Source organism: Pseudomonas sp. NBRC 111131, from assembly GCF_001320525.1.
Lineage (GTDB): Bacteria > Pseudomonadota > Gammaproteobacteria > Pseudomonadales > Pseudomonadaceae > Aquipseudomonas > Aquipseudomonas ceruminis.
This window is the reverse complement of sequence record NZ_BCBH01000001.1, coordinates 220,586-242,828: the sequence shown is the minus strand read 5'-3', so window position 1 is coordinate 242,828 and position 22,243 is coordinate 220,586. Positions and strand designations below refer to the sequence as shown.

The following is a 22,243-nucleotide window of genomic DNA, read 5'->3' as shown; positions in this document are numbered from 1 at the left end:
TATCCTTCAGGAAGGTCAACCTTTAGGCGCGTCATCGCCGGCCCATTACAGCCGGATGACAGACCCGAAGACGATCCCGGAGGGATGCTGATCGTGCACATCGCTGACATCACCATGTTCTACGCCCCCGCCAGTGGCGGCGTACGTACTTATCTTGATGCCAAACACCATCGCCTCGGCGCCCTTCAGGGCGTACGCCACAGCCTTTTGATCCCTGGCGCCAGCGCGCGCCACGCCGATGGCATCTACCAGGTCCCAGCCCCTCCCCTGCCCTTTGGCAACGGCTACCGATTCCCGGTGCGGCTGGCCCCCTGGTGCAATGTGCTGCGCCGCCTCAAGCCTGACCTGATCGAAGTCGGCGACCCCTACCTGACCGCCTGGGCGGCGCTGGAAGCGCGGCGCCAGCTCGATGTACCCGTGATTGGCTTCTACCATTCCGACCTGCCGTTGCTGGTGAGCAATCGCATGGGCAACTGGTTCACGCCCAATGTGGAAGCCTATGTCAGCAAGCTGTACGGCAATTTCGACCGGGTGCTCGCTCCCAGCCAGGTCATGGCCGACAAACTGCGCCGCCTGGGCGTGCGCGATGTGCATGTACAGCGCCTGGGTGTCGATCTGGCCACCTTCAACCCCATGCAGCGTGACCTGCAGTTGCGTGCCGAGCTGGGCATCCCCGACACCAGCCGGTTGCTGGTCTTCGCTGGCCGTGGCTCACGGGAAAAGAACCTGCCCATATTGCTCGACTGCATGCAGCGCCTTGGCCGCCCTTACCAACTGTTGCTGGTGGGCTCCAACATGCCGGCCAACGTACCCGACAACGTCAGCGTGATCGACCGTTTCTGCACACTCCCGGAGGTCGCCCGCCTGGTGGCCAGCGCCGACCTGCTGGTGCATGCCGGCGACCAGGAAACGTTCGGCCTGGTCATCCTCGAAGCCATGGCCAGCGGGACACCGGTGGTCGCGGTACGTGCAGGCGCCTTCGGTGAAATCGTCAACGAGCAGTGCGGGCGCCTGTGCCGCGCCAATGATGGCCTGGCCATGGCCACGGCAGTGCGCGAAGCCTTCGAGGAAGGGGTACGCAAGCTCGGCGCTCAGGCGCGCCAACATGTAGAGCAGCATTATTCCTGGGACAACGTCGTCAACGGCCTGCTGCAGCACTATCAGGCCGTACTGGGCCACGAGACGCTGGTGCGCGCCCATGGCTGAGGGTAATGACGCACCGCGCAGCCTGATGCTGGTGCTGCACGACATCGCGCCAGAAACCTGGCCGGACTACCAGCCGTTCGTGCAGGCGGTGGATGAAATGGGCAATGTGCCCATGACCTGGCTGGTGGTGCCCGACTTCCATCACCGCAATCCACTGGCGCAGTCCCCCAGCTTTTGCCGCCTACTGGAAAAGCGCCTGGCACGGGGCGACGAGCTCGCGCTGCACGGTTTTTTCCACGCCGACGACGGGCCTGCACCCGGGGGGCTGGGTGAGTATTTCATGCGCCGCATCTATACCCATGAGGGTGAATTCTATGGGCTCGACCAGGCGCAAGCCTTGCAGCGCCTGGAAGAGGGCCTGGCGTTGTTTGCCCGGCAGGGGTGGCCGGTATCCGGGTTCGTCGCCCCTGCCTGGCTGATGAGCGAAGGCACGCGCCAGGCCTTGCGCCAGCTGCCGTTGCGTTATACCAGCACGCCACAGCACCTGTACCGCTTGCCGGACTTTACCGCGTTCGATGCCCCCGGCCTTGTGTGGAGTGCCCGCAGCGCCTGGCGCCGCGGCGTGTCGCGGGTGGTCTGTGACTGGCAGTGCAGGCGCTGGCGTGCGGCAGAAACCTTGCGTCTGGGGCTGCACCCGGTGGATATGCGTCACCGCTCATCACGCCATTACTGGTTGCGCACGCTCGACAACCTGCTGCTGCAAGGCCGTGAACCGCTGACCAAATCGGCCTGGCTGGAGCGCCAGGTGGTCGCATGAACCGTTTGGGCTGGCTGGGCCTGGCCCTGCTGTTTGCAGTGCTGGTCCCGACCGTGCTGGGCGGCAACGAACTGCTACCCAGGCTCAAGGCCTTCGACCCTGGGCTGATGCTCATACTCCTGGGCATGATATTGACCTGTTGGGTCATCAATGCCATACGCCTGCGCCTGTTGCTCGGTCAGCAGGGTGCCCGGCTGGGGCACATGCGCAGCCTCGGCGTGGTGATGGCCACAGAGTTCGCCATCTGCACCACCCCCGGCGGTAGTGGCGGGCCTCTTGCACTGATGGCCTTGCTTGCGCGCGATCGCATCGGTCCCGCACGCAGCGGCGCGGTGTTCGCCATGGATCAGTTGAATGACTTGGTGTTCTTCTTCTGCGCGATGCTGGCGATTGCCGGATACGCCCTGTTCCACAGCCTTGGCCGCAGCCAGGAAAGCATGTTGCTAGGTAGCGCTCTGTTGCTGTGTTCGGCCTTAGCAGTCATCGTCGCGCTGCTACGTTACCGGCGTGCCGTGATGCGCTTCAACGGGCGGATGCTGCAGCGCGTGGGCATGTCCGAACGGCGCAAGCGCCGTTGGGCCCGCAAACTCTTGCACTTCATCGACGCCCTGGCGCAAACCTGGCAACTGCCCAAGCGCACCCTGGCCCTGGTATTCACCCTCACCTGCGCGCACTGGAGCCTGCGCTACAGCGTGTTGTACCTGGTGTTAAGGGGGTTGGGCGTGGAATTGTCGTGGATCCCGAGCTTTCTGGTGCAGATGCTTTCGCTCAGCGCCGGGCAGTTCAGCCTGTTGCCAGGCGGTGCTGGTGCTGCCGAGCTGACATCAGCCAGCCTGCTCTCGCCGCTGGTGGGCAGCTCGACCGCCGCGGCGGCAATCCTGATCTGGCGTGCAGTCACTTACTACTTTTATCTGCTTGCCGGGGGCCCGGTGTTTGTTTGCCTGTTGGCGCGGCCGCTGCTGGAGCGTTGGCGGCGTCAGACGGGTTGAGCTGGCGCCAGAGCTCGGCAGCGCCGGGGAAGTCGGTGCCGTCTTCCTCGCTCAGGGCGTCGGGGTCGAAGCGGGCCAGGCAGCCTTCACCGAGGGTCGGTGGTGGCAAGGCGGTGGGCTTGTTGCGGGAGTTTGCCATTACATCCCTCAAAGTAATGGGGCTGCGCTGCAGCCCCCGGGTGTGTCAGTCGAACACCACCGTTTTGTTGCCATGCACCAGCACACGGTCTTCCAGGTGATAACGCAAGCCGCGGGCAAGCACCATCTTCTCGACGTCACGGCCGAAGCGGACCATGTCTTCGATGCTGTCAGCATGGCTGACACGTACCACGTCCTGCTCGATGATCGGGCCGGCGTCCAGCTCTTCCGTCACGTAGTGGCAGGTTGCACCAATCAGTTTCACCCCACGCAGGGCGGCCTGATGGTAGGGCTTGGCGCCGACGAACGAGGGCAGGAAGCTGTGGTGGATGTTGATGACCTTCTCGGCGTAATCCTGGCACAGTTGCGGCGGCAGGATCTGCATGTAGCGCGCCAGTACCACCACATCCGCCGCATGCTCCTGAACCAGGCGCGACACTTCGGCAAACGCCGGTGCCTTGTCTTTCGGGTCGACCGGTACATGGAAGAACGGGATGCCATGCCACTCGACCATACTGCGCAAGTCGTTGTGGTTGGAAACAACACAAGGAATCTCGCAATCCAGTTCGTCCGTGTGCCAACGGTGCAACAAATCGGCCAGGCAGTGGGACTCACGGCTGGCCATCAGCACCACGCGCTTCTTCTGGGCCGAATCGGTAATGCGCCAAGTCATGGAGAACTCTTCGGCAATCGGCGCGAACGCTTCGCGGAACGCCTCGATACCAAAGGGCAGAGATTCAGCGCGGATTTCATGGCGCATGAAGAACCAACCACTCTGTTCATCGGAGTGGTGGCTGGCTTCGTTGATCCAGCCATTGTACAAGGCCAGGAAATTACTGACTTTCGCCACGATGCCTACGCGGTCGGGGCAGGCGATCACCAGACGATAGGTGCGCATGAATTAAGACTCCAGAACTTCGCAAAGGCGCCCATTCTAGCGGCCCTCCCGGAAAAACGCAGTAATCATTGCACCCTGCGCCGCCGGTGCCTCTACCGGCCGCTGCCGCAGCAGCAGTCAGCGACCGCATGATGACAATCACACTGCCTTGCACGCCCTTATGTAAATTTTTCTTAACCTAGCGATAATTTGTCACAGCACAATTAACAGTTGAGTGCCTGATTAATATGTTTACTTGAGAGTATGGCCTGTCTATTATTGCCCCACACATCCCGAACACGCATTAAGGAACACTCCATGTCCCTGATCAACGAGTACCGCGCTACCGAAGAAGCCATCAAGGAACTTCAGGCCCGCCTGGCCAACCTGTCGCAGGATGACAAGCTGAAAAAAGAACTGGAGTTCGAAGGCAAACTGCGCACACTGATGGGTGAATACTCCAAGTCGCTGCGCGACGTCATCGCCCTGCTCGACCCCGAGTCGAAACTGAGCAAAGCACCGCGCGGTGCCGCCAAGACCACTACCACCAAGCGTGCGCGCAAGGTCAAGCAATACAAAAACCCGCACAACGGTGAAGTGATCGAAACCAAAGGCGGCAACCACAAAACCCTGAAAGAATGGAAAGCCAAATGGGGTGGCGATGTGGTTGAAGGCTGGGCAACTCTGCTGGACTGATAGTCCACACCCCGCCTTGCATATTGCAAACAAAAACGCCGGCTCGATGCCGGCGTTTTTGTTTGCCATTCAAATAAGCGATTCAAAGACTGATGGCAAATTGCTCACGACGCTCAAGGGCATGGGCCTGCCAAGCTTCCAGTACACGCCGCCCCGCTTCACCGGCAGTGGCCCAGGCGCTCTGCAGGGCCCGCTCGAAGTCGCCCAGCGTGTTAGGTGCGCCCCACTGCGGATCACTCAGCCGCTGCTGGCAGAAACCATACCAGCGCTGACGCTCCTCGTGGCTCAAGGTGTCCGGGAAGTTGCGCGCCCGGTACCGGAACAGTAATTCAGGCAAGCGCGGATCATCGAACATCCAGTGGCCCTGGGCCAACTGCGCAGGGTCCAGCGTGCGAACTTGCTCGCACAGGCGCCGGTCACGGTCCCCAACAAAACCGTCATACAACTGCTGTTCCGGATCTTCACTCGGGGCAAAATCCTCTTTGCCGTAGATATGCTCAAGCTTGTATTGCCACGCTTGCTGTTGATGGGCCAACGTTTCACCGCGTGTTTGCAAAAGCGCCAAATCGATACCGAGCCGTTGTTGATCCACCGGGCGCAACACCGAGAGCGGCGCCAGCACCGGGCAGCGATTGATCTGTACTAACTTCAGCGGTACCGGTAATTGGCCTTCAGACAATTCCTCATGCCGCGTGTACAGACGCTCACGAAGTACGTCGGCACTTTCCCTTAATAACGGTAGGGTTTCCTGGTGCAGGTCGCACACAATCAGTGCGTTGCGATTACGCGGGTGCCAGGCCAACGGCAAGACCACCCCCAGATAATTACGCGCCGCCGAGAACCGGCCGGATATATGTACCAACGGCTGCAACAAACGGATTTGCTCCATCACTTTGTGCTTGCTGCGCAACTGGAACAGCCATTCATACAATTTGGGTTGTTTCTGCCGTATCAGACGCGCCAGGGCAATGGTGGCCCGCACGTCGGAAAGGGCTTCATGCGCGTGCCCATGGTCAATGCCATTGGCTTGGCTGAGCAGTTCCAGACGCAAACTGGTGCGCCCGTCCTGTTGTGGCCACTCGATACCCTCGGGCCGCAGGGCATAGGCCGTGCGCACCACGTCAATCAAATCCCAGCGGCTGTTGCCACCCTGCCATTCCCGGGCATACGGGTCGAAGAAGTTGCGGTACAGGCTATAACGGGTGACTTCATCGTCGAAGCGCAGGGTGTTGTAACCGGCGCCACAGGTGCCTGGTCGCGCCAACTGGTCATGTACGCGGGTCATGAACTCAGCCTCGCACAGGCCCTGGCTGGCCAGCTGCTGCGGCGTGATCCCGGTCACCAGGCATGCTGCCGGGTGGGGAAGAATGTCATCGGATGGGCGGCAGTAAAGGCTGATCGGCTCATCGATCTCATTGAGCTCGAAGTCGGTGCGCAGACCAGCCACCTGCAGCGGCCGGTCACAGCGCGGGTTGATGCCGGTGGTTTCGTAGTCGTGCCAGAAAATGCTGGAGGTCACGGGGTCGTCCTGTTTCAAGGTCGCCCCGATTCTAGCGGACCTGACCTCAGACGGAAGCGTTGGCCGGGCGGAAACTGAAATAGTCGCGTAGCGAGCGCACAAAATCTTCGTATTCGCGCGGTGCCTGCAGCAACATGAACCCCGCATCGTAATGGCCTGGGGTCTGATCTTCGCGGCACCACAGGCAACTGGCCGTCAGCTGGATGAACTGGAAGCCGCCACCGGTGAGGGGCAAGCGCAATTGCAGTTCAAAATCCGGCCCGACCAGTATGGGTAACTGGCTGATCAACATCAGGCCGTCTTCAGAGGCATTACCTAGCTGCCCGATCAGTTGGCCGGTGAACGCGTTATAGACCTTGAGTACACAAGGTAGCTGGTGGCGCTCGATATGACGCTGGTTGAACGTAGTCACAAGTGCAGTCCGTACCCGGTGCCAGGAATGCGCGGTACTGGCGGTTGTTGTAACAGCTGGTTAACAGATTAGCGCAGCGCGCGCGGCAAATCTCGTGAAATCAACCATACCTTTGCATTAACGCCAAGGAGCAGTAGTCACCGGGCTGGCCACCGCCGGTTCGCCAGCGCGATAGTGCCCTAGCTTTTCCAAGGTCTGCAGGCGGGCCTTGGCCCGGTAGGCGTATTCGTTGCGGGGGTACTGCTGGATCAGGTACTCATAGGTTTGCGCTGCATCCACAAAAAGCTTCTGGCGCTCCAGGCATTGTCCGCGCAGCAGCGACACTTCCGGGTGGATGAACGGCCTTGCGCGGCTGGTGCGGTCGACCTGCGACAACTCCAGCATGACCCGCTGGCAATCGCCACGGTCGTAGGCGCGGTAGGCATTGTTCAAGTGATGGTCCATGGACCAGCGGGTGCAGCCGACGGCGCTGGCCGCCAAGGCTAAAACGATCAGGGCTCGCATGGGGGATCTCCTTTGATAGGCAGTTTATCGGCCTTGCGGGATATTTCTTCAACCTCCGGTTGCAATAGAGGCACCAGCGCTCATGCGCCTGTAGCGTGCCGCCTGTAACTTGCAGCTGCCCTACCTGGGTTACTTGCAGGTAGTGCAACGGAACAATGACTACAGCGCGATTCAGGAGTAGCCTTTCGCTGCGCTTCACTATAGGAGTCTGTGCATGACCATCCGCCGTACCAAAATCGTCGCCACCCTTGGCCCCGCCAGCAATTCGCCGGAAGTGATCGAACAGCTGATCCTTGCCGGCCTGGACGTGGCACGCCTGAACTTCTCCCACGGCACCCCGGACGAGCACAAGGCGCGCGCCCGCCTGATCCGTGACATCGCCGCCAAGAACGGCCGCCATGTCGCGCTGCTGGGCGACCTGCAGGGTCCGAAGATCCGCATCGCCAAATTCAGCAACAAGCGCATCGAACTGAAAGTCGGTGACAAGTTCACCTTCTCCACCGCCCACCCGCTGACCGAAGGCAACCAGGACATCGTCGGTATCGACTACCCGGATCTGGTCAAGGACTGTGGCGTCGGTGACGAGTTGCTGCTCGACGATGGCCGCGTGGTCATGCGCGTCGAAACCGCCACTGCCGATGCCCTGCATTGCGTGGTGATCATCGGCGGCCCGCTGTCGGACCACAAGGGCATCAACCGCAAAGGTGGCGGCCTGACCGCTCCGGCCCTGACCGAAAAAGACAAGGCCGACATCAAGCTCGCCGCGCAAATGGACCTGGACTACCTGGCCGTTTCCTTCCCGCGTGATGCCAAGGACATGGAATACGCTCGCAAGCTGCGTGACGAGGCAGGTGGCAGTGCCTGGCTGGTCGCCAAGATCGAGCGTGCCGAAGCCGTTGCCGACGACGAAACCCTCGACGGCCTGATCGCTGCTTCCGACGCCGTGATGGTTGCCCGTGGCGACCTGGGCGTGGAAATCGGCGACGCCGAGCTGATCGCCATCCAGAAGAAGATCATCCAGCACGCCCGCCGTAACAACAAGGCGGTGATCGTGGCGACCCAGATGATGGAGTCGATGATCCAGAACCCGATGCCGACCCGCGCCGAAGTCTCCGACGTGGCCAACGCCGTGCTGGATAACACTGACGCGGTGATGCTGTCGGCCGAAAGTGCCGCTGGCGCTTATCCGATCGAAGCGGTACAGGCCATGGCCCGCATCTGCCTGGGTGCCGAAAAGCACCCGACCAGCCAGAAGTCCAGCCACCGCCTGCACACCACCTTCGAGCGCTGCGACGAAAGCATCGCCCTGGCGGCCATGTACACGGCCAACCACTTCCCGGGCGTGAAAGCGATCATCGCGCTCACCGAGAGTGGCTATACCCCGCTGATCATGTCACGCCTGCGTTCGCACGTGCCGATCTTCGCGCTCTCGCCGCACCGTGCCACCCAGGCGCGTGCCTCGATGTTCCGCGGCGTCTACCCGATTGCCTTCGACCCGGCGTCGCTGCCGGCCGACAAGGTCAGCCAGGCAGCGGTCGACGAGCTGCTCAAGCGTGGGCTGGTGGAGCAAGGTGACTGGGTCATCCTGACCAAGGGCGACAGCTACCACACCATCGGTGGCACCAACGGCATGAAGATCCTGCACGTGGGTGATCCGCTGGTTGGTTGATCCCGTACCGGGCCGCACTGCGGCCCATCGCCGGCAAGCCGGTCGGCGATGGGCCCAGCTCAAACAACCTATTGCTCTCAGGCATGCTCGACAAATACATCGGCAAGCACCTGATTCCTCGGCACCCCCGCAATGAACAGCCGCCGGGCAAACCGCTCGACACTTCCAGGTGCGCCACATAGCAGCGCAATGGTCTGCCGTGACGACGGTCGCAACCCCGCCAGCGCTTCATCCAGCTGATTGACCAGCACCCGTTCGACACTCACGCCTTCACGTTCCAGCAATGGCTCAGCCAGGTAATGCCCCGCGTGGTCATGGGCCACATGCATCACCCTGATCTCGCCGCCATGGCCCTGCCGCACCGCCTCGCGCAAGATGCCCCACAGCGGCGCAAGCCCGGTACCCGCCGCCAGCAGCCACAACGGCCGTGCGTGCCAGTCGGGGTCGTAGTGCAGCGCCCCACCCCTGAGTTCACCCAGGCGCAGCACGTCGCCCACCTGCAACTCCCGCGCCTTGTCGCAAAAGGCACCGGGCCGCCGGCAGTCGATATGGAATTCGAGGAAGTCGTCCTCACCCGGCAGGCTGGCCAAGGAATAAGGCCGCGCAACGCTACCGTTCCACAACACCAGATGCTGGCCAGCCTGGTAACGCAGCGCACGCTCGGGGCGCAGGCGCAAGCGCAGCACATCGCCATACCAGTCCAGCGCACACACCTGCGCGGCAATACCATCCTGCACCGGGTCGAACACCGCCACGCGCAGGTCGCTTACCACTCGGCACTGGCACGCCAGACGCCAGCCCTGGGCATGCTTGTCCAATGCCAAGGCCTCGGGCAAGGCATCCGTCGGCTGCCCGTCCAGGCAGTGCACCAGGCAGGCATGGCAACTGCCAGCCCGACAGCTGTACGGCACATTCAGGCCTGCCTCGTTCAGGGCATCGAGCAGGTTGCTGCCAACCGGCACCGTCCAGCGGCGCTCACCCACACACAGCTCAGGCATCTTCATTACATCCCCGGGTATCTATCGCCACTCTAAGGCAAGCCGTCATCGGCAGCAAAAAGGATGCCGAGCCCCCTGCCGACCAAGGTCCAGACCGTCCGCAGGTGTTTCGCCCACCGATGCGCGCTATACTGCCGCGCCTTTTTGCGTTGGCCTGACCTGCCAACGCCTTGCCAGGCGTTTCGACACGCTGGTCGGCACCGTCGGAAAGCCTTTACGAATGTTCCCGTCTTTAAGAGGAGCGCGCTGCATGACCGTGATCAAGCAAGACGACCTGATTCAGAGCGTCGCCGACGCCTTGCAATTCATCTCGTACTACCACCCCGTCGATTTCATCCAGGCGATGCACGAGGCCTACCTGCGTGAAGAGTCGCCCGCTGCGCGTGACTCCATCGCCCAGATCCTGATCAACTCGCGCATGTGCGCCACCGGCCACCGCCCGATCTGCCAGGACACCGGTATTGTCACCGTATTCGTCCGCGTAGGCATGGATGTGCGTTGGGACGGCGCCACCCTGAGCGTCGACGACATGATCAACGAAGGTGTGCGTCGCGCCTACAACCTGCCTGAAAACGTCCTGCGTGCTTCGATCCTGGCCGACCCGGCGGGTGCCCGCAAGAACACCAAGGACAACACCCCAGCCGTCATCCACTACTCGATCGTCCCCGGCGACAAGGTCGAAGTCGATGTCGCCGCCAAAGGCGGTGGTTCCGAGAACAAGTCGAAGATGGCCATGCTCAACCCGTCCGACTCGATCGTCGACTGGGTACTCAAGACCGTCCCGACCATGGGCGCTGGCTGGTGCCCGCCTGGCATGCTCGGCATCGGCATCGGCGGTACCGCCGAGAAGGCTGCAGTCATGGCCAAGGAAGTGTTGATGGAGTCCATCGACATTCATGAACTCAAAGCCCGTGGCCCGCAGAACCGCATCGAAGAGATCCGCCTGGAGCTGTTCGAGAAGGTCAACCAGTTGGGCATCGGCGCCCAGGGCCTGGGCGGCCTGACCACCGTGCTCGACGTCAAGATCATGGACTACCCAACCCACGCCGCCTCGCTGCCGGTGTGCATGATCCCCAACTGCGCCGCCACCCGTCACGCGCACTTCGTGCTCGACGGCTCTGGCCCTGCCGAGCTGGAAGCGCCGTCGCTGGACGCCTACCCGGAAATCGTCTGGGAAGCTGGCCCAAGCGCCCGTCGCGTCAACCTCGACGACATTACCCCAGAAGAAGTCGCCAGCTGGAAGCCGGGCGAAACCATCCTGCTCAACGGCAAGATGCTCACCGGCCGCGATGCGGCGCACAAGCGCATGGTCGAGATGCTCAACCGTGGCGAAGCGCTGCCGGTCGACCTCAAAGGCCGCTTCATCTATTACGTCGGGCCGGTCGACCCGGTCGGTGACGAAGTGGTAGGCCCCGCCGGCCCGACTACCGCCACCCGTATGGACAAGTTCACCCGCCAGATTCTTGAACAGACCGGCCTGCTGGGCATGATCGGCAAATCCGAGCGCGGCCCGACCGCCATCGAAGCAATCAAGGACAACAAGGCCGTGTACCTGATGGCCGTCGGTGGCGCCGCCTACCTGGTGGCCCAGGCGATCCGCAAGTCCAAAGTTCTGGCCTTCGCCGAGCTGGGCATGGAAGCGATCTACGAGTTCGAAGTCAAGGACATGCCGGTCACCGTCGCGGTGGACAGCAACGGGGAGTCGGTGCACATCACCGGCCCAGCCCTGTGGCAGAGCAAGATTGCCGAGAGCCTGGCTGTTGAAGTGAAGTAAGGCAGTTGTAACAGTGACGGCCCCTCGGGGCCGTCGCCGTTTCAGAGGATCCGTTCGAACTGCTCTGGCCAATCGCGCCGGGTAAACACCTGCCCCTGCTCCCTGACCCGCCGAACCTCAGCCAGATTGAGTTCGCACACCAGCCACTGGCTGTTGACCGGGTTCAGTTCCTCACTCAGGGCAACCACACCATCCCCCGGCATTCCATGATCCGGCGGCACGAATAGCCCCGAACGCCCGGTGTTTTCATCCAGTGCCGGCGACCAGGCTGCCTGGCCCACGGTCGTGGCCTGCAACACCGCAATCTGGTTCTCCAGCGCACGGGCCTGGGCGCCGATGCGCACACGGTGGTAGCCGGCCGCAGTATCGGTGCAGCTGGGCGCCAGAATCAGGTCCGCCCCCGCTTCAGCCATGCCCCGCGCCAGCATCGGAAATTCATTGTCATAACAGATCAGAATACCCAGGCGCCCCAGCTCGGTATCGAACACCTTCAGCCCCTGCCCCCCCGCAATGCCCCAATGCTCACGCTCGAAGCGGGTCATCATCAGTTTGTCCTGATGCCCTAGCACACCCCCTGGCCCGAACAGCCAGGCGCGGTTACGGTAGTGTCCGTCACTATCGAGCACAGGCAGGCTACCCGGTTGCAGGTACACGCCCCACCGCCGGGCAATGCTTGCGCACAGCGCCAGCCAAGGTGCAATCAAGGGCTGGATGCCAGCGATCGAAGCTTTCAGATCGCCCCGCTGCCCAGCAGGCAACTGGCCACTGAGCACCAGACCGGCGTATTCCGGCAGCAACAACAGCTGGGCGCCCGACGCTGCCGCTTCGGCGCACACACCTTGCAGGTGCGCGGCGTAGGCATCCCAGGTTTCATGCAATTCGATCGCGTACTGGCAGGCCGCCAAACGGATCATATGGGCAACTCCTTGAGCCAGAACGACATGATCTTTTCAGACGCGGCCTGCTCATCCAGGTCGCGCCAGGCATAGGTGGTGCGCAATGAAGGGTCATGCAGGAAGCCGCGGTTACGCCAGAACCCCTGCAACGGTTTGTAATTGGCTGGCCGCCGAGGGTGAACGCCGGGGCGCTCGACGGCGCAGAAGGCGCAGTAGTCGAATTCGGCAAGCTTGTGGGCGTAGGACTCGCGTTCGATGAAAAAACGCACACCCAGGCCCTGCCCACGGTAGGCGGGCAGTACCAGCGATTCGCCGAAGTAGTACACGCAGGCAGGGTCACGGCCCTGGGCGAGGAACGGCTGCTGAAACTCGGGCGCCCCGTCCACCAGCGGTAGCCCCGTGGAGGCGCCGACGACTTCGTCGTTGTCCAGAGCCAGTACCACCAGGCTGCGGCCGGAGTGGGCATAGCGTGCCAGGTAGTCGGCCTCGTACGCCGGGTCACCGTCATACAGATAGGGAAACTCGCGGAACACAGCCAGGCGCAGGCGAGCGAGGTCATCGATGTAAGGCGCGATAGCGGCGCCGTGCAACAGGCGTATTTGCATGCTTGGCGGTCGTTTTGTCGATGTGGATGACGCGCTCGGCTAAGCCGGGCTTGAGGGGAAACCCTATCATCCGACCCAACGCAGCGCCTTTCCCCTACACGACAGGAAATGTTCCATGACCGCTACCGAACTGGTAAATGCCTACTACGCAGCTTTCAATGCCGGTGACATGCCTGCCTTTCTCGCCCTGCTCAGCGAAGACGTGATCCACGACATCAACCAGGGAGAGCGGCAGATGGGCAAAGCCAGGTTCGCCGCCTTCATGGGCAAGATGAACCGCTGCTACCGCGAGCGCCTGACCGACATCGTGGTCATGCAGAATGCCGACGGCAGCCGCGCTGCAGCGGAGTTCACCGTGCATGGAGAATATCTCGTCGATGACGAGGGGTTACCGGCAGCCAACGGGCAGACCTATGTGCTGCCGGCGGGGGCGTTTTTCTATCTCCACTGCGGGAAGATCGCCCGGGTGACCAATTACTACAACCTCAACGAATGGGTCGAGCAAGTGGGATAAAGCCAATGGCCTCTTCGCGGGAGTACCCGCGAAGAGGCCTTCTCAGGCAATACGCGTGCCCAGCACCTTCAGGAACGCCGCCAACCACGCCGGGTGCGCAGGCCATGCTGGCGCGGTCACCAGGTTACCGTCGACATGGGCCTGGTCCACGGCAATGTCGATGAACGTGCCCCCCGCCAGCCGTACTTCCGGTGCACAGGCCGGGTACGCACTGCACTCGCGCCCTTCAAGCACCCCGGCTGCCGCCAGCAGCTGCGCGCCATGGCACACCGCCGCTATCGGTTTGCCCGCCTGGTCGAACGCCCTGACCAGTTCCAGCACGCGCTCGTCCAGGCGCAGGTACTCCGGCGCGCGCCCACCCGGAATCAGCAGGGCATCGTAGCTTTCAGCACGGACCTGAACGAAGTCATGGTTCAAGGCAAAGTTGTGCCCAGGCTTCTCGCTGTAGGTCTGCTCGCCCTCGAAATCGTGGATCGCGGTGCGCACGGTCTGCCCCGCAATCTTCTCCGGGCACACTGCATGCACGGTGTGGCCGACCATGCTCAAGGCCTGAAACGGCACCATCGCCTCGTAATCCTCGACGTAGTCGCCCACCAGCATGAGAATCTTCTTCGCCGTCATCGCATCCACTCCTTCGGTTAAGGGGAACAATCACTGCACGATAGTCTGCTTCTGTGCGTGTGGATATGGCTCTGCTGCTTTAATCGCGACGGTCGAGCAGGTTGACCACCAGCCGGTCCAGCCAGCCCCACACGCGCTGTTTCACCCGACGCCAAAGCGGCCTTGCATTCCAGTGGTCAAGGTCGACCTCTTCGCTCAGGGCGAAATCATGCTCGAAGCTGGCCCTGACCGCCGCCGTCAACGACGGGTCCAGTGCCTCGACGTTGGCCTCAAGGTTGAAACGCAAGTTCCAGTGGTCGAAATTGCACGAGCCGACGCTGACCCAATCATCCACCAGAACCATCTTCAAATGCAGGAAGCACGGCTGGTACTCGAAGATTCGCACCCCCGCGCGCAACAAGCGGGGGTAGTAACGGTGGCCGGCGTAACGTACCGACGGGTGATCGGTGCGCGGGCCGGTGAGCAGCAGGCGCACATCGACCCCTTTGCTCGCCGCCCGGCGTAACGAGCGGCGCACGCTCCAGGTCGGCAGGAAATAGGGCGTGGCCAGCCAGACACGTTGCTTGCCGCTGTTGAGTGCACGTACCAGCGAATGCAGGATGTCCCGATGCTGGCGGGCATCGGCATAGGCCACCCGGCCCATGCCCTGGCCCTGCGCCGGCACCTTGGGCAGGCGTGACAGGCCGAAACCTTCGGGGGGCCGCCAGGCCGTGCGCCGGTTGTTGGCATGCCACTGGCGATTGAACAGCAGTTGCCAGTCGCCGACCACCTGGCCTTGCATCTGCACCATCACCTCGTGCCACTCGCTGGTCGCCTCGCCCGGCGTCCAGAACTCATCGGTGACCCCGGTCCCCCCCACCACCGCCCAACGTTCGTCCACCAGCAGCAGCTTGCGGTGATCGCGATACAGGTTGCGCAGGCCGCGGCGCCAGCGCAGACGGTTGTACCAGCGCAGGTAAACCCCCGCGTCCCGCAGGCGTTGGCGCAAGGCGCAGGTGAACGCCAGGGAACCGTAGTCATCGAACAGGCAGCGTACCCGCACCCCGCGCCGGGCCGCGAGCGTCAGGGCTTCGACCACGGCTTCGGCGCAGGCGCCGGCCTCGACCAGGTACAGTTCCAGATCGACCTGGGACTCGGCCCCCCTGATCGCCTGGAGCATGCGAGGAAAGAATTCGGGGCCGTCGATCAGCAGTTCGAACTGGTTGCCATCCCGCCAGGGGAAGACCGGCCCCGGCATGTCAGCGAGCGTTGAAGATCAGCACCGCATTGACCGGTACCGAAGGGTTGATGGACTTGAGCCTGGCGAATTTACGCAGGCTTTCCAGCCCGGGCAGCAGGCCATAATCCTCCGCCCGCAGGACCAACGGTTCGAGGGTGACCACTTGAAAGCGCCGCTGGTCCAGACGGGTTGCCAGCAACAAGGCGTTATAGCTGTGCGACTGGCCATGCAAGGTGACGGTCAGCGGCAGGCGCAACTCGATCTGCGCGCCGTCGGCAAGGTCATTGATCGGCCGCAGGTCGAGCTGGGCCTTGATCGTCGCTTCGGCAAAGCGCCCCACCTCGAACAGGTCGTCACGCATGCGCTCGTCGCGCAGCGGGATGCCGCTGCTCACCGAGTCCATCTCGATCCGCAGCCCGGCTGTGCCTTTGCGGTCGACACTGCCATGCAGGACCAGAAAACGATGCACCTCGGCCGTGTCGCCGTTCTTGCCGGTGACGAAAGAAAGCCGTGAAGACTCGCCATCGAGGTGCCAATTGGCGTGGGCGGGCAGGCATAAAGCCAGCAGCAGTGCGGGCAACAGACGGGGCAACTTGAACATGACAGATCTCGTGAAACCAGACCGCCAACCTTACCCGCCCGTCTTCATGGCAGCAAGCGGCAGCCCGCCTGCGGGCCTTGCCAGCTCGCCTGATTGCGCCGGCCCAACCCGGTCGCACTCACCAGGCGCTGCTGGCTGTCTTCCTCCAGCGTGCTCAACGCCAGCCACTGCTTCACGTAACCCCGGCAATAGGCCGCGTCGAAGCCCATGACGAAACGACATGAACAGTACTCCTTGGCCGAATAGGCCGAGAGGATGCCCGGAAAGTCCGCCAATGCCTGGCGTTCCAACCAGGCCCAGCCCAGCAAGGCGACGAGCACGGCCAGCAACAAGCGCTTCATGCACCCTCCTTGGCCAATGCAGCCAGTATCCGCTTGAGCAGCTCGTTATGGCTGTAACTGCCATCCCGGTCGTCGGCGTAGCGGACCACCACCAACCCTAAGGCGGGCAACACGTACAGGGCTTGCCCCCAATGGCCAAGGGCAGCGTACGTGTCCGTCGGTGCGTCAGGCCAAGGGCGCGCAGCCCCCGCCAATGGCTGGTTGAGCCACCAGTGGCCGCCTGGGTTGGCTTCGCCGGGCACGGGCTGGGCCTGGCTGAACAATGTGCGGTTGAAGGCCACCCAACTTGCCGGTAACAGCTGTCGGTCACCCCAGCGTCCTTCGCGCTGCATCAGCAGGCCGATCCGCGCCAAGTCGCGGGCACTGAGGTAGAGGTAGGAGGAACCGACAAAGGTACCCGTCCCATCACGCTCCCACACGGCGCTGTCGATGCCCAGCGGGGTGAACAGCGCCTGCCAGGGGTAGCCGGCATAGGCGCTGGCATCGAGCATGCCGCGCAATGCGGCGGCCAGTACGTTGCTGTCGCCGCTGGAGTAGAGAAACTGCTGGCCAGGCGGTTGCGCAGCCGGGCGCGCTGCCGTGTAGGCAGCCATGTCGTTGCGCCCGCGGGTGTAGAGCATGGCCACCACTGAAGACTTCAGCGGCGCGTATTCGTAGTCTTCCTGCCAGGCCAGGCCACTGGCCCAGTGCAGCAGGTCGGCAAGGCGCACATTGGGGTGCGCCTGTAGCGGCGGGTAAAAGCGCGCCGCAGGGTCCTGCAGTTGGAAACGCCCCTCCCCTTGGGCGACCCCCAACACCGTGGCGAGCACGCTCTTGCTCACCGACCAGGTGAGGTGGGCCGTCTGTGCCGTGGTAGGGGCAGTGTAGCGCTCGTAGAGGATGCGGCCGTCGCGGATGATCAGCAGCGCGTCGCTGCGGATGCCGCTGCGCTCGGCGGCGTTGCGCGGGGGAAAGGCATAGGTGTCCACGGCCTGCCAGTCACGGCCCGTGCTGTCGACCTTCCAGTCCGGCAGGGGCCAGTCCTCGGCCCAGGCAGTGCCCACAGCCATCGCCAATATCAGCAAGCATGCCTTCATCGCCAGGAGCCCCGAGCGTCAACCAATCGCCCAATCCTGGCAGGCGCTCATGACAGTCCTGCAGCGCTCCACGCCTTGGCCAAACGCTTTTCCCGAGCGGCCGCGGCCAACGCCAATACCCCCTGATCCCGCTGCCATAGCTGCGCCCACTGCTCCGGCCCGGCGAGCAACGCCTTGTCGACTGCGCCCCTGAGCCCCTGAAACTGAGCGAACAAGCCTCCCAGCAACAAATGGCACCCCACACTGTCCGCACACTGTCGGCTTCCCTCGGCACACCCTGCCAACAAACCCAGCAGACGCAAGCGTAAATCCTGCGGCCAGCGGCACTCCTGCCCCACCCCGTACAGCCAGGCAACCATCGCCGCGAGCACGTACAAGTCCTCCAGCGAGCGGAACGGTTTGACGTAGGCATCCCAGCCATCACCGGCCAACAGCTCACAGGCCGCCTGCTGCACATGCAGGCGGCCATGGCCCACCTCTGGCATCAACGGCAACGTCGGCAATGCCTCCAGCGTCACCCCAGGCTCACCGGGGTAGACCACCGCCAGGCTGAGCCGCGGCGTCTCGCCGGGTGCTTCACAGCGCGCCGCCACCAACAACCATTCGGCGTCCAGCCCGGCGGTGACGAAATCCTTGTTGCCCGTCAGGCGCAGGCCCTCGAGCCGGGTGTGCATGTCAGCCGGGCGCACGCTGCGCCGCTCGGTGGCGCACAGCGCGCCGAGGCTGGCCGGGGCACTGGGCCAGAGCACCCGCAGGGCGGCCTGGTAGCCCATGAGGAAGGCCAGGCCAGGGGTGGCCATGGCCCGCCCACCCAGCACCGCCAGTTCGAAAGGCGCGGCGCCACCGAGGCGTTCGAGCTGTGCGTTGTAGGTCTCGCCCAACGTGCCAGCCAGGGGCTGACGAAGGGGGTCGTTGAGTCGTTGCAACCAGGCCATCGAACGCTCCTTTCATAGGCGCTTGTCGGGTGGTGTCACGCAAGCATCACCAAAGATTCACAGAGGTGACACCGCGCCTACCTAGGCTGACTTTGCACAACAAAGCCGCCCGGCCGCAACCCTTCATGGCTGGCTTATGGAGACTCGCAATGACTCGGATCGCTCGCTCTGGCGACAACAGCACTGAACGCCGTCTGCAAGCCGAACGCCTGGTCGGCGCCGTGGCCTTGCAGGAAGCACAGGCCCTGCGCTTCAAAGTGTTCAGCGCAGAATTCAAGGCCAAGCTCAAAGGCGCCGAACAGGGCCTGGACATGGATGACTACGACGTACATTGCCGCCATATCGGGGTGCGCGACCTGAGCACCGGCGAACTGGTCGCCACGACCCGCCTGCTCGACCACCAGGCCGCCAGCAGCCTGGGGCGCTTCTACAGCGAAGAGGAATTCAGCCTGCATGGCCTGTTGCAATTGCAGGGGCCGATCCTTGAGCTGGGCCGCACCTGTGTCGATCCTGACTATCGCAACGGCGGCACCATCGCTGTCCTCTGGGGCGAGCTGGCCGAAGTGCTCAACGAAGGCCGCTACAGTTACCTGATGGGCTGCGCCAGCATCCCGATGCAGGATGGTGGCGTGCAGGCTCATGCGATCATGCAGCGCCTGCGCGAGCGTTACCTGTGCACCGAACACCTGCGCGCCGAGCCGAAGAACCCCCTGCCCAACCTGGCTCTGCCAAACAACGTCATCGCCGAGATGCCGCCGCTGCTCAAGGCCTACATGCGCTTGGGTGCGAAGATCTGCGGCGAACCTTGCTGGGACGAAGACTTCCAGGTCGCCGACGTGTTCATCCTGCTCAAACGCGACGACCTCTGCCCGCGCTATGCCCGCCACTTCAAGGCGGCGGTCTGATGCCCAAGCTGCGGGTCATTGCCCGCCTCTCACGGCTGCTGCTGGTGTTGCTGTTCGGCCTGCTGATGGCCAGCGCGATCGCCCTCGGCGAACGCCTGGGCGTGAAGACCTCCCTCGAACGCCGCCAGCGCTGGACCTGCCTGTTCATGAAGCGCCTGGTCGCCGCCCTGCCCTTCGAGGTCCGGGTGCTCGGCGAGTTGCCCAAGCGGCCGATGCTGTGGGTCAGTAACCACGTGTCCTGGACCGACATCCCGCTGCTGGGCATGCTGCTGCCGCTGTCGTTCCTGTCCAAGGCCGAAGTACGCCACTGGCCGCTGGCCGGGTGGTTGGCAGAGAAGGCCGGCACGCTGTTCATCCGCCGCGGCGGCGGCGACAGTCAGCGCTTGCGTGAACAGATCGCCGGGCAGCTAGGCCTGGCCCGCCCCCTGCTGATCTTCCCCGAAGGCACCACGACCAGCGGTCGCAGTTTGCGCACCTTCCATGGCCGCCTGCTGGCAGGTGCCATCGACCGTGGTGTGGCGGTGCAGCCGGTGGCTATCCAGTATTTGCGCGGTGGCCAGATCGACCCGATTGCGCCGTTCGTTGGGGATGACGATCTGGTATCCCACCTGATGCGTCTGTTCGCCCAGCCCCGAGGCGAGGTGTGCATTCACCTGCTGCAGCCGATCTCTAGTGTAGGCAAGGAACGTGCGGTGCTGGCGTTGCAGGCGCAGCAGGCAATACACCTGGCGTTGTTCGGGGTTGACGACGTTGAAGCCATGCCACGGCGTCAGGCACGGGCGGCCTGATTGCGTGCAGCCTCAGTGTCGGCGATGGGAATAGCCAGGCGAACAGGCAATCAGGCGTCAGCCATCCGTCCCGCGGCGGCAAACGCCTGCAGCTGCGGATAGAACGCGCGAAAGTCCGCCAGCAGCGGCTCATACAGCCGCTCCAGCTCATCCATCACACCCACCATGCCCTCGGGCCTGGACAAGCGCCGACCTATGCCGTTGAACACCTGCTCCAGCGTCGCGAAGTCACTGTACGCGCCCAGCCAGTCATCCGCCGCCATGTACGGCGCAATGCGTGCTAACCGGCCGGGTAACTGCGGCTCGGCGAGCAACACCCGATAGAACTCACCGGTAAACTGCTCCAGCGGCTGCGCGGCATAATCGTCCCAGTGCCGGGCCAGGCAATGGTCGAAAAACACATCCAGCACGATCCCGGCAAACCGCCGCCGCTCGCGCGGAAAGCGTGCCAGGGCGGCCAGCACCAGAGGGTGCCGGTCGGTGTAGCTGTCGATGTGCCGATGCAGGCGGATGGCCGCCTCCAGCGCAGGTGGGAAGCGCCCTTCCAGCGTGCCTTTGACGAAGTCGCCGTACAGGCTGCCGAGCAGTTGTTGCGGCGCAGGGCCGCCCAGATGCAGGTGAGCGAGGTAGTTCATGGGCGCAGTTTAGCACTGCACGCTTTTATATCGTTATAACGCGATATAGCGATTCGCACTCAGTTCAGAACTTCTTCATATTTCTATATCGCCTGAAACCGATTTATATTTCGCTCCATCGCGATATACCGCTACACCTTGAGCCTCACACCATGCCTCTCGATCTCGACGAAATAATAAAAGCCTTGGCCCACCCGGTCCGGCGAGAAATCCTCAACTGGCTGAAAGACCCGGCCGCGCAATTTCCTGACCAGCATCACAGCACCGAGCACGGTGTCTGTGCCGGGCAGATCGACCAACGCTGCGGCTTGTCGCAGTCGACGGTGTCCGCCCACCTGGCCACGCTGCAGCGCGCGGGCCTGATCAGCAGCCAGAAGATCGGCCAGTGGCACTTCTTCAAACGCGACGAAGCCACCATCCAGGCGTTCATCGAACAACTGCGCCAAGCGCTTTGACAAGGCAGGTAAACCGTTATGACCACGCTTTTCGATCCGATCACACTGGGCGACGTGCAACTGCCCAACCGCATCATCATGGCCCCGCTCACCCGCTGCCGCGCCGACGAGGGACGAGTACCCAACGCGCTGATGGCTGAATACTACGTGCAGCGCGCCAGCGCAGGCCTGATTCTCAGCGAAGCGACTTCGGTCACGCCGATGGGCGTTGGCTATCCCGACACGCCGGGCATCTGGAACGATCAACAGGTCCGGGGCTGGAACAACGTGACCAAGGCCGTGCATGGCGCCGGCGGCCGTATCTTCCTGCAGCTGTGGCATGTGGGCCGTATCTCCCACCCCAGCTACCTGAACGGTGAGCTGCCGGTAGCCCCCAGCGCAATCCAGCCCAAAGGCCATGTCAGCCTGGTGCGCCCGACTACCGAATACCCGACCCCACGCGCCCTGGAAGCCGAAGAAATCGCCGACATCGTCGAGGCCTACCGCAGCGGTGCCGAAAACGCCAAGGCCGCAGGTTTCGACGGGGTGGAAATCCACGGTGCCAACGGCTACCTGCTCGACCAGTTTTTGCAGACCAGCACCAACCAGCGCACCGACCGCTATGGCGGCTCTGTGGAAAACCGTGCTCGCCTGCTGCTGGAAGTGACGGACGCTGTGATCGATGTATGGGGTGCCGGACGCGTGGGCATGCACCTGGCACCACGGGCCGATGCGCATGACATGGGCGATGCCGACCGTGTCGAAACCTTTACCTACGTGGCGCGGGAACTGGGCAAACGTGGCATCGCCTTCATCTGCTCGCGGGAAAAGGAAGCCGACGACAGTATCGGCCCGCAGATCAAGGACGCGTTCGGCGGCCCTTACATCGTCAACGAACGCTTCGACAAGGCCAGTGCCAACGCGGCGTTGGCCAGTGGCAAGGCAGATGCGGTGGCCTTCGGCGTGCCGTTCATCGCCAACCCCGACCTGCCAGCACGCCTGGCTGCCGATGCGCCGTTGAACCAGGCGCATCCGGAGACCTTCTATGGCAAGGGGCCGGTGGGGTACATCGATTATCCGCGGCTTTAAGTGAGGCCCCCAGGGCCGCGTTGGGGCCCTTATCGCCGGCAAGCC

25 protein-coding genes are annotated in these 22,243 nt (G+C 63.2%); 11 read left to right on the top strand and 14 right to left on the bottom strand.

The features are described 5' to 3' along the window. The first annotated feature begins 84 nt into the window (after positions 1 to 84). The 3 genes from APH34_RS01130 to APH34_RS01120 are packed head-to-tail and all read left to right on the top strand — an operon-like array spanning position 85 to position 2,952. Positions 85 to 1,206: a glycosyltransferase family 1 protein gene (locus APH34_RS01130; RefSeq protein WP_054899327.1), complete on the top strand. Its 1,122-nt coding sequence runs from the start codon at positions 85 to 87 to the stop codon at positions 1,204 to 1,206. Next, positions 1,199 to 1,963: a DUF2334 domain-containing protein gene (locus tag APH34_RS01125; RefSeq protein WP_054899326.1), complete on the top strand. Its 765-nt coding sequence runs from the start codon at positions 1,199 to 1,201 to the stop codon at positions 1,961 to 1,963. The genes APH34_RS01130 and APH34_RS01125 overlap by 8 nt, the downstream gene beginning before the upstream one ends. Continuing rightward, positions 1,960 to 2,952, top strand: coding sequence for a lysylphosphatidylglycerol synthase transmembrane domain-containing protein (locus tag APH34_RS01120; protein ID WP_054899325.1), 993 nt, complete (start codon positions 1,960 to 1,962; stop codon positions 2,950 to 2,952). Before APH34_RS01125 ends, APH34_RS01120 begins: the two co-directional genes overlap by 4 nt. Positions 2,953 to 3,136: 184 nt before the next feature. On the opposite strand, the gene purU is transcribed toward APH34_RS01120, so the two are convergent. Continuing rightward, positions 3,137 to 3,988, bottom strand: coding sequence for a formyltetrahydrofolate deformylase (purU, locus tag APH34_RS01115; protein WP_051098430.1), 852 nt, complete (start codon positions 3,986 to 3,988; stop codon positions 3,137 to 3,139). 297 nt (positions 3,989 to 4,285) lie between these two features. On the opposite strand from purU, the gene mvaT reads away from it, so the two are divergent. Further along, positions 4,286 to 4,663, top strand: a complete 378-nt coding sequence (gene mvaT, locus APH34_RS01110) for a histone-like nucleoid-structuring protein MvaT (protein ID WP_054899324.1) — start codon at positions 4,286 to 4,288, stop codon at positions 4,661 to 4,663. 82 nt (positions 4,664 to 4,745) lie between these two features. Here mvaT and sbcB read toward each other — a convergent pair whose 3' ends face one another. From sbcB to APH34_RS01095, 3 genes are all read right to left on the bottom strand, one after another. After that, positions 4,746 to 6,182, bottom strand: a complete 1,437-nt coding sequence (gene sbcB, locus APH34_RS01105) for an exodeoxyribonuclease I (RefSeq protein ID WP_054899323.1) — start codon at positions 6,180 to 6,182, stop codon at positions 4,746 to 4,748. A 46-nt stretch (positions 6,183 to 6,228) separates the two neighbouring features. Continuing rightward, positions 6,229 to 6,594 (bottom strand): PilZ domain-containing protein, encoded by a 366-nt coding sequence (locus APH34_RS01100; RefSeq protein ID WP_054899322.1) that lies wholly within the window; start codon positions 6,592 to 6,594, stop codon positions 6,229 to 6,231. 117 nt (positions 6,595 to 6,711) lie between these two features. Then, positions 6,712 to 7,098, bottom strand: a complete 387-nt coding sequence (locus tag APH34_RS01095) for a hypothetical protein (RefSeq protein ID WP_054899321.1) — start codon at positions 7,096 to 7,098, stop codon at positions 6,712 to 6,714. A gap of 214 nt (positions 7,099 to 7,312) precedes the next feature. On the opposite strand from APH34_RS01095, the gene pyk reads away from it, so the two are divergent. Then, on the top strand, positions 7,313 to 8,767 hold the full coding sequence (pyk, locus tag APH34_RS01090) for a pyruvate kinase (RefSeq protein ID WP_054899320.1): 1,455 nt from the start codon (positions 7,313 to 7,315) through the stop codon (positions 8,765 to 8,767). A gap of 77 nt (positions 8,768 to 8,844) precedes the next feature. Here pyk and APH34_RS01085 read toward each other — a convergent pair whose 3' ends face one another. Beyond that, entirely contained in the window at positions 8,845 to 9,765 is a 921-nt protein-coding gene (locus APH34_RS01085) for an iron-sulfur-binding ferredoxin reductase (protein ID WP_054899513.1), read from the bottom strand. A gap of 250 nt (positions 9,766 to 10,015) precedes the next feature. Here APH34_RS01085 and APH34_RS01080 point away from each other — a divergent pair, with 250 nt between their 5' ends. Then, positions 10,016 to 11,539, top strand: coding sequence for a fumarate hydratase (locus tag APH34_RS01080; RefSeq protein ID WP_054899319.1), 1,524 nt, complete (start codon positions 10,016 to 10,018; stop codon positions 11,537 to 11,539). Between the two features lie 41 nt (positions 11,540 to 11,580). On the opposite strand, the gene APH34_RS01075 is transcribed toward APH34_RS01080, so the two are convergent. Together APH34_RS01075 and APH34_RS01070 are read right to left on the bottom strand one after the other, a co-directional pair. After that, on the bottom strand, positions 11,581 to 12,453 hold the full coding sequence (locus APH34_RS01075) for a carbon-nitrogen hydrolase family protein (protein ID WP_054899318.1): 873 nt from the start codon (positions 12,451 to 12,453) through the stop codon (positions 11,581 to 11,583). After that, complete coding sequence (locus APH34_RS01070; RefSeq protein ID WP_054899317.1) at positions 12,450 to 13,040, bottom strand: GNAT family N-acetyltransferase; 591 nt, start codon at positions 13,038 to 13,040, stop codon at positions 12,450 to 12,452. The genes APH34_RS01075 and APH34_RS01070 overlap by 4 nt, the downstream gene beginning before the upstream one ends. Positions 13,041 to 13,155: 115 nt before the next feature. Between APH34_RS01070 and APH34_RS01065 the strand changes: the two genes are divergently transcribed. Beyond that, positions 13,156 to 13,554: a nuclear transport factor 2 family protein gene (locus tag APH34_RS01065; protein ID WP_054899316.1), complete on the top strand. Its 399-nt coding sequence runs from the start codon at positions 13,156 to 13,158 to the stop codon at positions 13,552 to 13,554. A 42-nt stretch (positions 13,555 to 13,596) separates the two neighbouring features. Here the strand turns inward: APH34_RS01065 and APH34_RS01060 are convergent, their stop codons facing one another. The 6 genes from APH34_RS01060 to APH34_RS01035 form a co-directional block, all read right to left on the bottom strand. Beyond that, complete coding sequence (locus APH34_RS01060) at positions 13,597 to 14,175, bottom strand: DJ-1/PfpI family protein (protein WP_054899315.1); 579 nt, start codon at positions 14,173 to 14,175, stop codon at positions 13,597 to 13,599. Between the two features lie 79 nt (positions 14,176 to 14,254). Further along, positions 14,255 to 15,412, bottom strand: coding sequence for a phosphatidylserine/phosphatidylglycerophosphate/cardiolipin synthase family protein (locus tag APH34_RS01055; protein ID WP_054899314.1), 1,158 nt, complete (start codon positions 15,410 to 15,412; stop codon positions 14,255 to 14,257). 1 nt (position 15,413) lies between these two features. Beyond that, positions 15,414 to 15,995, bottom strand: a complete 582-nt coding sequence (locus APH34_RS01050; protein WP_054899313.1) for a YceI family protein — start codon at positions 15,993 to 15,995, stop codon at positions 15,414 to 15,416. Positions 15,996 to 16,039: 44 nt separating this feature from the next. Beyond that, positions 16,040 to 16,336 carry a hypothetical protein gene (locus APH34_RS01045; protein ID WP_054899312.1) on the bottom strand — a complete coding sequence of 99 codons (297 nt, stop codon included), beginning with the start codon at positions 16,334 to 16,336 and terminating at the stop codon, positions 16,040 to 16,042. Then, positions 16,333 to 17,412, bottom strand: a complete 1,080-nt coding sequence (locus APH34_RS01040; protein ID WP_054899311.1) for a serine hydrolase — start codon at positions 17,410 to 17,412, stop codon at positions 16,333 to 16,335. The genes APH34_RS01045 and APH34_RS01040 overlap by 4 nt, the downstream gene beginning before the upstream one ends. A gap of 47 nt (positions 17,413 to 17,459) precedes the next feature. Continuing rightward, positions 17,460 to 18,347: a hypothetical protein gene (locus APH34_RS01035; protein WP_054899310.1), complete on the bottom strand. Its 888-nt coding sequence runs from the start codon at positions 18,345 to 18,347 to the stop codon at positions 17,460 to 17,462. A gap of 149 nt (positions 18,348 to 18,496) precedes the next feature. Here APH34_RS01035 and olsB point away from each other — a divergent pair, with 149 nt between their 5' ends. Together olsB and APH34_RS01025 are read left to right on the top strand one after the other, a co-directional pair. Continuing rightward, positions 18,497 to 19,252 (top strand): L-ornithine N(alpha)-acyltransferase, encoded by a 756-nt coding sequence (olsB, locus tag APH34_RS01030; protein WP_054899309.1) that lies wholly within the window; start codon positions 18,497 to 18,499, stop codon positions 19,250 to 19,252. Next, the gene (locus APH34_RS01025) at positions 19,252 to 20,040 is read left to right on the top strand and encodes a lysophospholipid acyltransferase family protein (protein WP_054899308.1); all 789 of its coding nucleotides are present in this window, start codon (positions 19,252 to 19,254) and stop codon (positions 20,038 to 20,040) included. Before olsB ends, APH34_RS01025 begins: the two co-directional genes overlap by 1 nt. Positions 20,041 to 20,090: 50 nt before the next feature. Here the strand turns inward: APH34_RS01025 and APH34_RS01020 are convergent, their stop codons facing one another. Further along, positions 20,091 to 20,675 (bottom strand): ACP phosphodiesterase, encoded by a 585-nt coding sequence (locus tag APH34_RS01020; RefSeq protein ID WP_054899307.1) that lies wholly within the window; start codon positions 20,673 to 20,675, stop codon positions 20,091 to 20,093. Positions 20,676 to 20,827: 152 nt separating this feature from the next. Between APH34_RS01020 and APH34_RS01015 the strand changes: the two genes are divergently transcribed. Both APH34_RS01015 and APH34_RS01010 read left to right on the top strand, forming a co-directional pair. After that, positions 20,828 to 21,130, top strand: a complete 303-nt coding sequence (locus APH34_RS01015) for a helix-turn-helix transcriptional regulator (protein WP_054899306.1) — start codon at positions 20,828 to 20,830, stop codon at positions 21,128 to 21,130. A gap of 18 nt (positions 21,131 to 21,148) precedes the next feature. Next, positions 21,149 to 22,198, top strand: coding sequence for an alkene reductase (locus tag APH34_RS01010; protein WP_054899305.1), 1,050 nt, complete (start codon positions 21,149 to 21,151; stop codon positions 22,196 to 22,198). The last annotated feature ends 45 nt before the right edge of the window (positions 22,199 to 22,243 follow it).

Excerpts from the sequence above, each read along its gene's own strand:
- APH34_RS01050 (WP_054899313.1), bottom strand. The coding sequence starts at position 15,995 with ATGTTCAAGTTGCCCCGTCTGTTGCCCGCACTGCTGCTGGCTTTATGC.
- APH34_RS01095 (WP_054899321.1), bottom strand. The coding sequence starts at position 7,098 with ATGCGAGCCCTGATCGTTTTAGCCTTGGCGGCCAGCGCCGTCGGCTGC.
- APH34_RS01065 (WP_054899316.1), top strand. The coding sequence starts at position 13,156 with ATGACCGCTACCGAACTGGTAAATGCCTACTACGCAGCTTTCAATGCC.
- APH34_RS01015 (WP_054899306.1), top strand. The coding sequence starts at position 20,828 with ATGCCTCTCGATCTCGACGAAATAATAAAAGCCTTGGCCCACCCGGTC.
- APH34_RS01040 (WP_054899311.1), bottom strand. The coding sequence starts at position 17,412 with ATGAAGGCATGCTTGCTGATATTGGCGATGGCTGTGGGCACTGCCTGG.
- APH34_RS01070 (WP_054899317.1), bottom strand. The coding sequence starts at position 13,040 with ATGCAAATACGCCTGTTGCACGGCGCCGCTATCGCGCCTTACATCGAT.
- APH34_RS01120 (WP_054899325.1), top strand. The coding sequence starts at position 1,960 with ATGAACCGTTTGGGCTGGCTGGGCCTGGCCCTGCTGTTTGCAGTGCTG.
- pyk (WP_054899320.1), top strand. The coding sequence starts at position 7,313 with ATGACCATCCGCCGTACCAAAATCGTCGCCACCCTTGGCCCCGCCAGC.
- APH34_RS01010 (WP_054899305.1), top strand. The coding sequence starts at position 21,149 with ATGACCACGCTTTTCGATCCGATCACACTGGGCGACGTGCAACTGCCC.
- APH34_RS01085 (WP_054899513.1), bottom strand. The coding sequence starts at position 9,765 with ATGCCTGAGCTGTGTGTGGGTGAGCGCCGCTGGACGGTGCCGGTTGGC.
- APH34_RS01045 (WP_054899312.1), bottom strand. The coding sequence starts at position 16,336 with ATGAAGCGCTTGTTGCTGGCCGTGCTCGTCGCCTTGCTGGGCTGGGCC.
- APH34_RS01025 (WP_054899308.1), top strand. The coding sequence starts at position 19,252 with ATGCCCAAGCTGCGGGTCATTGCCCGCCTCTCACGGCTGCTGCTGGTG.
- APH34_RS01035 (WP_054899310.1), bottom strand. The coding sequence starts at position 18,347 with ATGGCCTGGTTGCAACGACTCAACGACCCCCTTCGTCAGCCCCTGGCT.
- APH34_RS01020 (WP_054899307.1), bottom strand. The coding sequence starts at position 20,675 with ATGAACTACCTCGCTCACCTGCATCTGGGCGGCCCTGCGCCGCAACAA.
- olsB (WP_054899309.1), top strand. The coding sequence starts at position 18,497 with ATGACTCGGATCGCTCGCTCTGGCGACAACAGCACTGAACGCCGTCTG.
- mvaT (WP_054899324.1), top strand. The coding sequence starts at position 4,286 with ATGTCCCTGATCAACGAGTACCGCGCTACCGAAGAAGCCATCAAGGAA.
- APH34_RS01060 (WP_054899315.1), bottom strand. The coding sequence starts at position 14,175 with ATGACGGCGAAGAAGATTCTCATGCTGGTGGGCGACTACGTCGAGGAT.
- APH34_RS01075 (WP_054899318.1), bottom strand. The coding sequence starts at position 12,453 with ATGATCCGTTTGGCGGCCTGCCAGTACGCGATCGAATTGCATGAAACC.
- APH34_RS01055 (WP_054899314.1), bottom strand. The coding sequence starts at position 15,412 with ATGCCGGGGCCGGTCTTCCCCTGGCGGGATGGCAACCAGTTCGAACTG.
- APH34_RS01130 (WP_054899327.1), top strand. The coding sequence starts at position 85 with ATGCTGATCGTGCACATCGCTGACATCACCATGTTCTACGCCCCCGCC.
- APH34_RS01125 (WP_054899326.1), top strand. The coding sequence starts at position 1,199 with ATGGCTGAGGGTAATGACGCACCGCGCAGCCTGATGCTGGTGCTGCAC.
- APH34_RS01080 (WP_054899319.1), top strand. The coding sequence starts at position 10,016 with ATGACCGTGATCAAGCAAGACGACCTGATTCAGAGCGTCGCCGACGCC.
- purU (WP_051098430.1), bottom strand. The coding sequence starts at position 3,988 with ATGCGCACCTATCGTCTGGTGATCGCCTGCCCCGACCGCGTAGGCATC.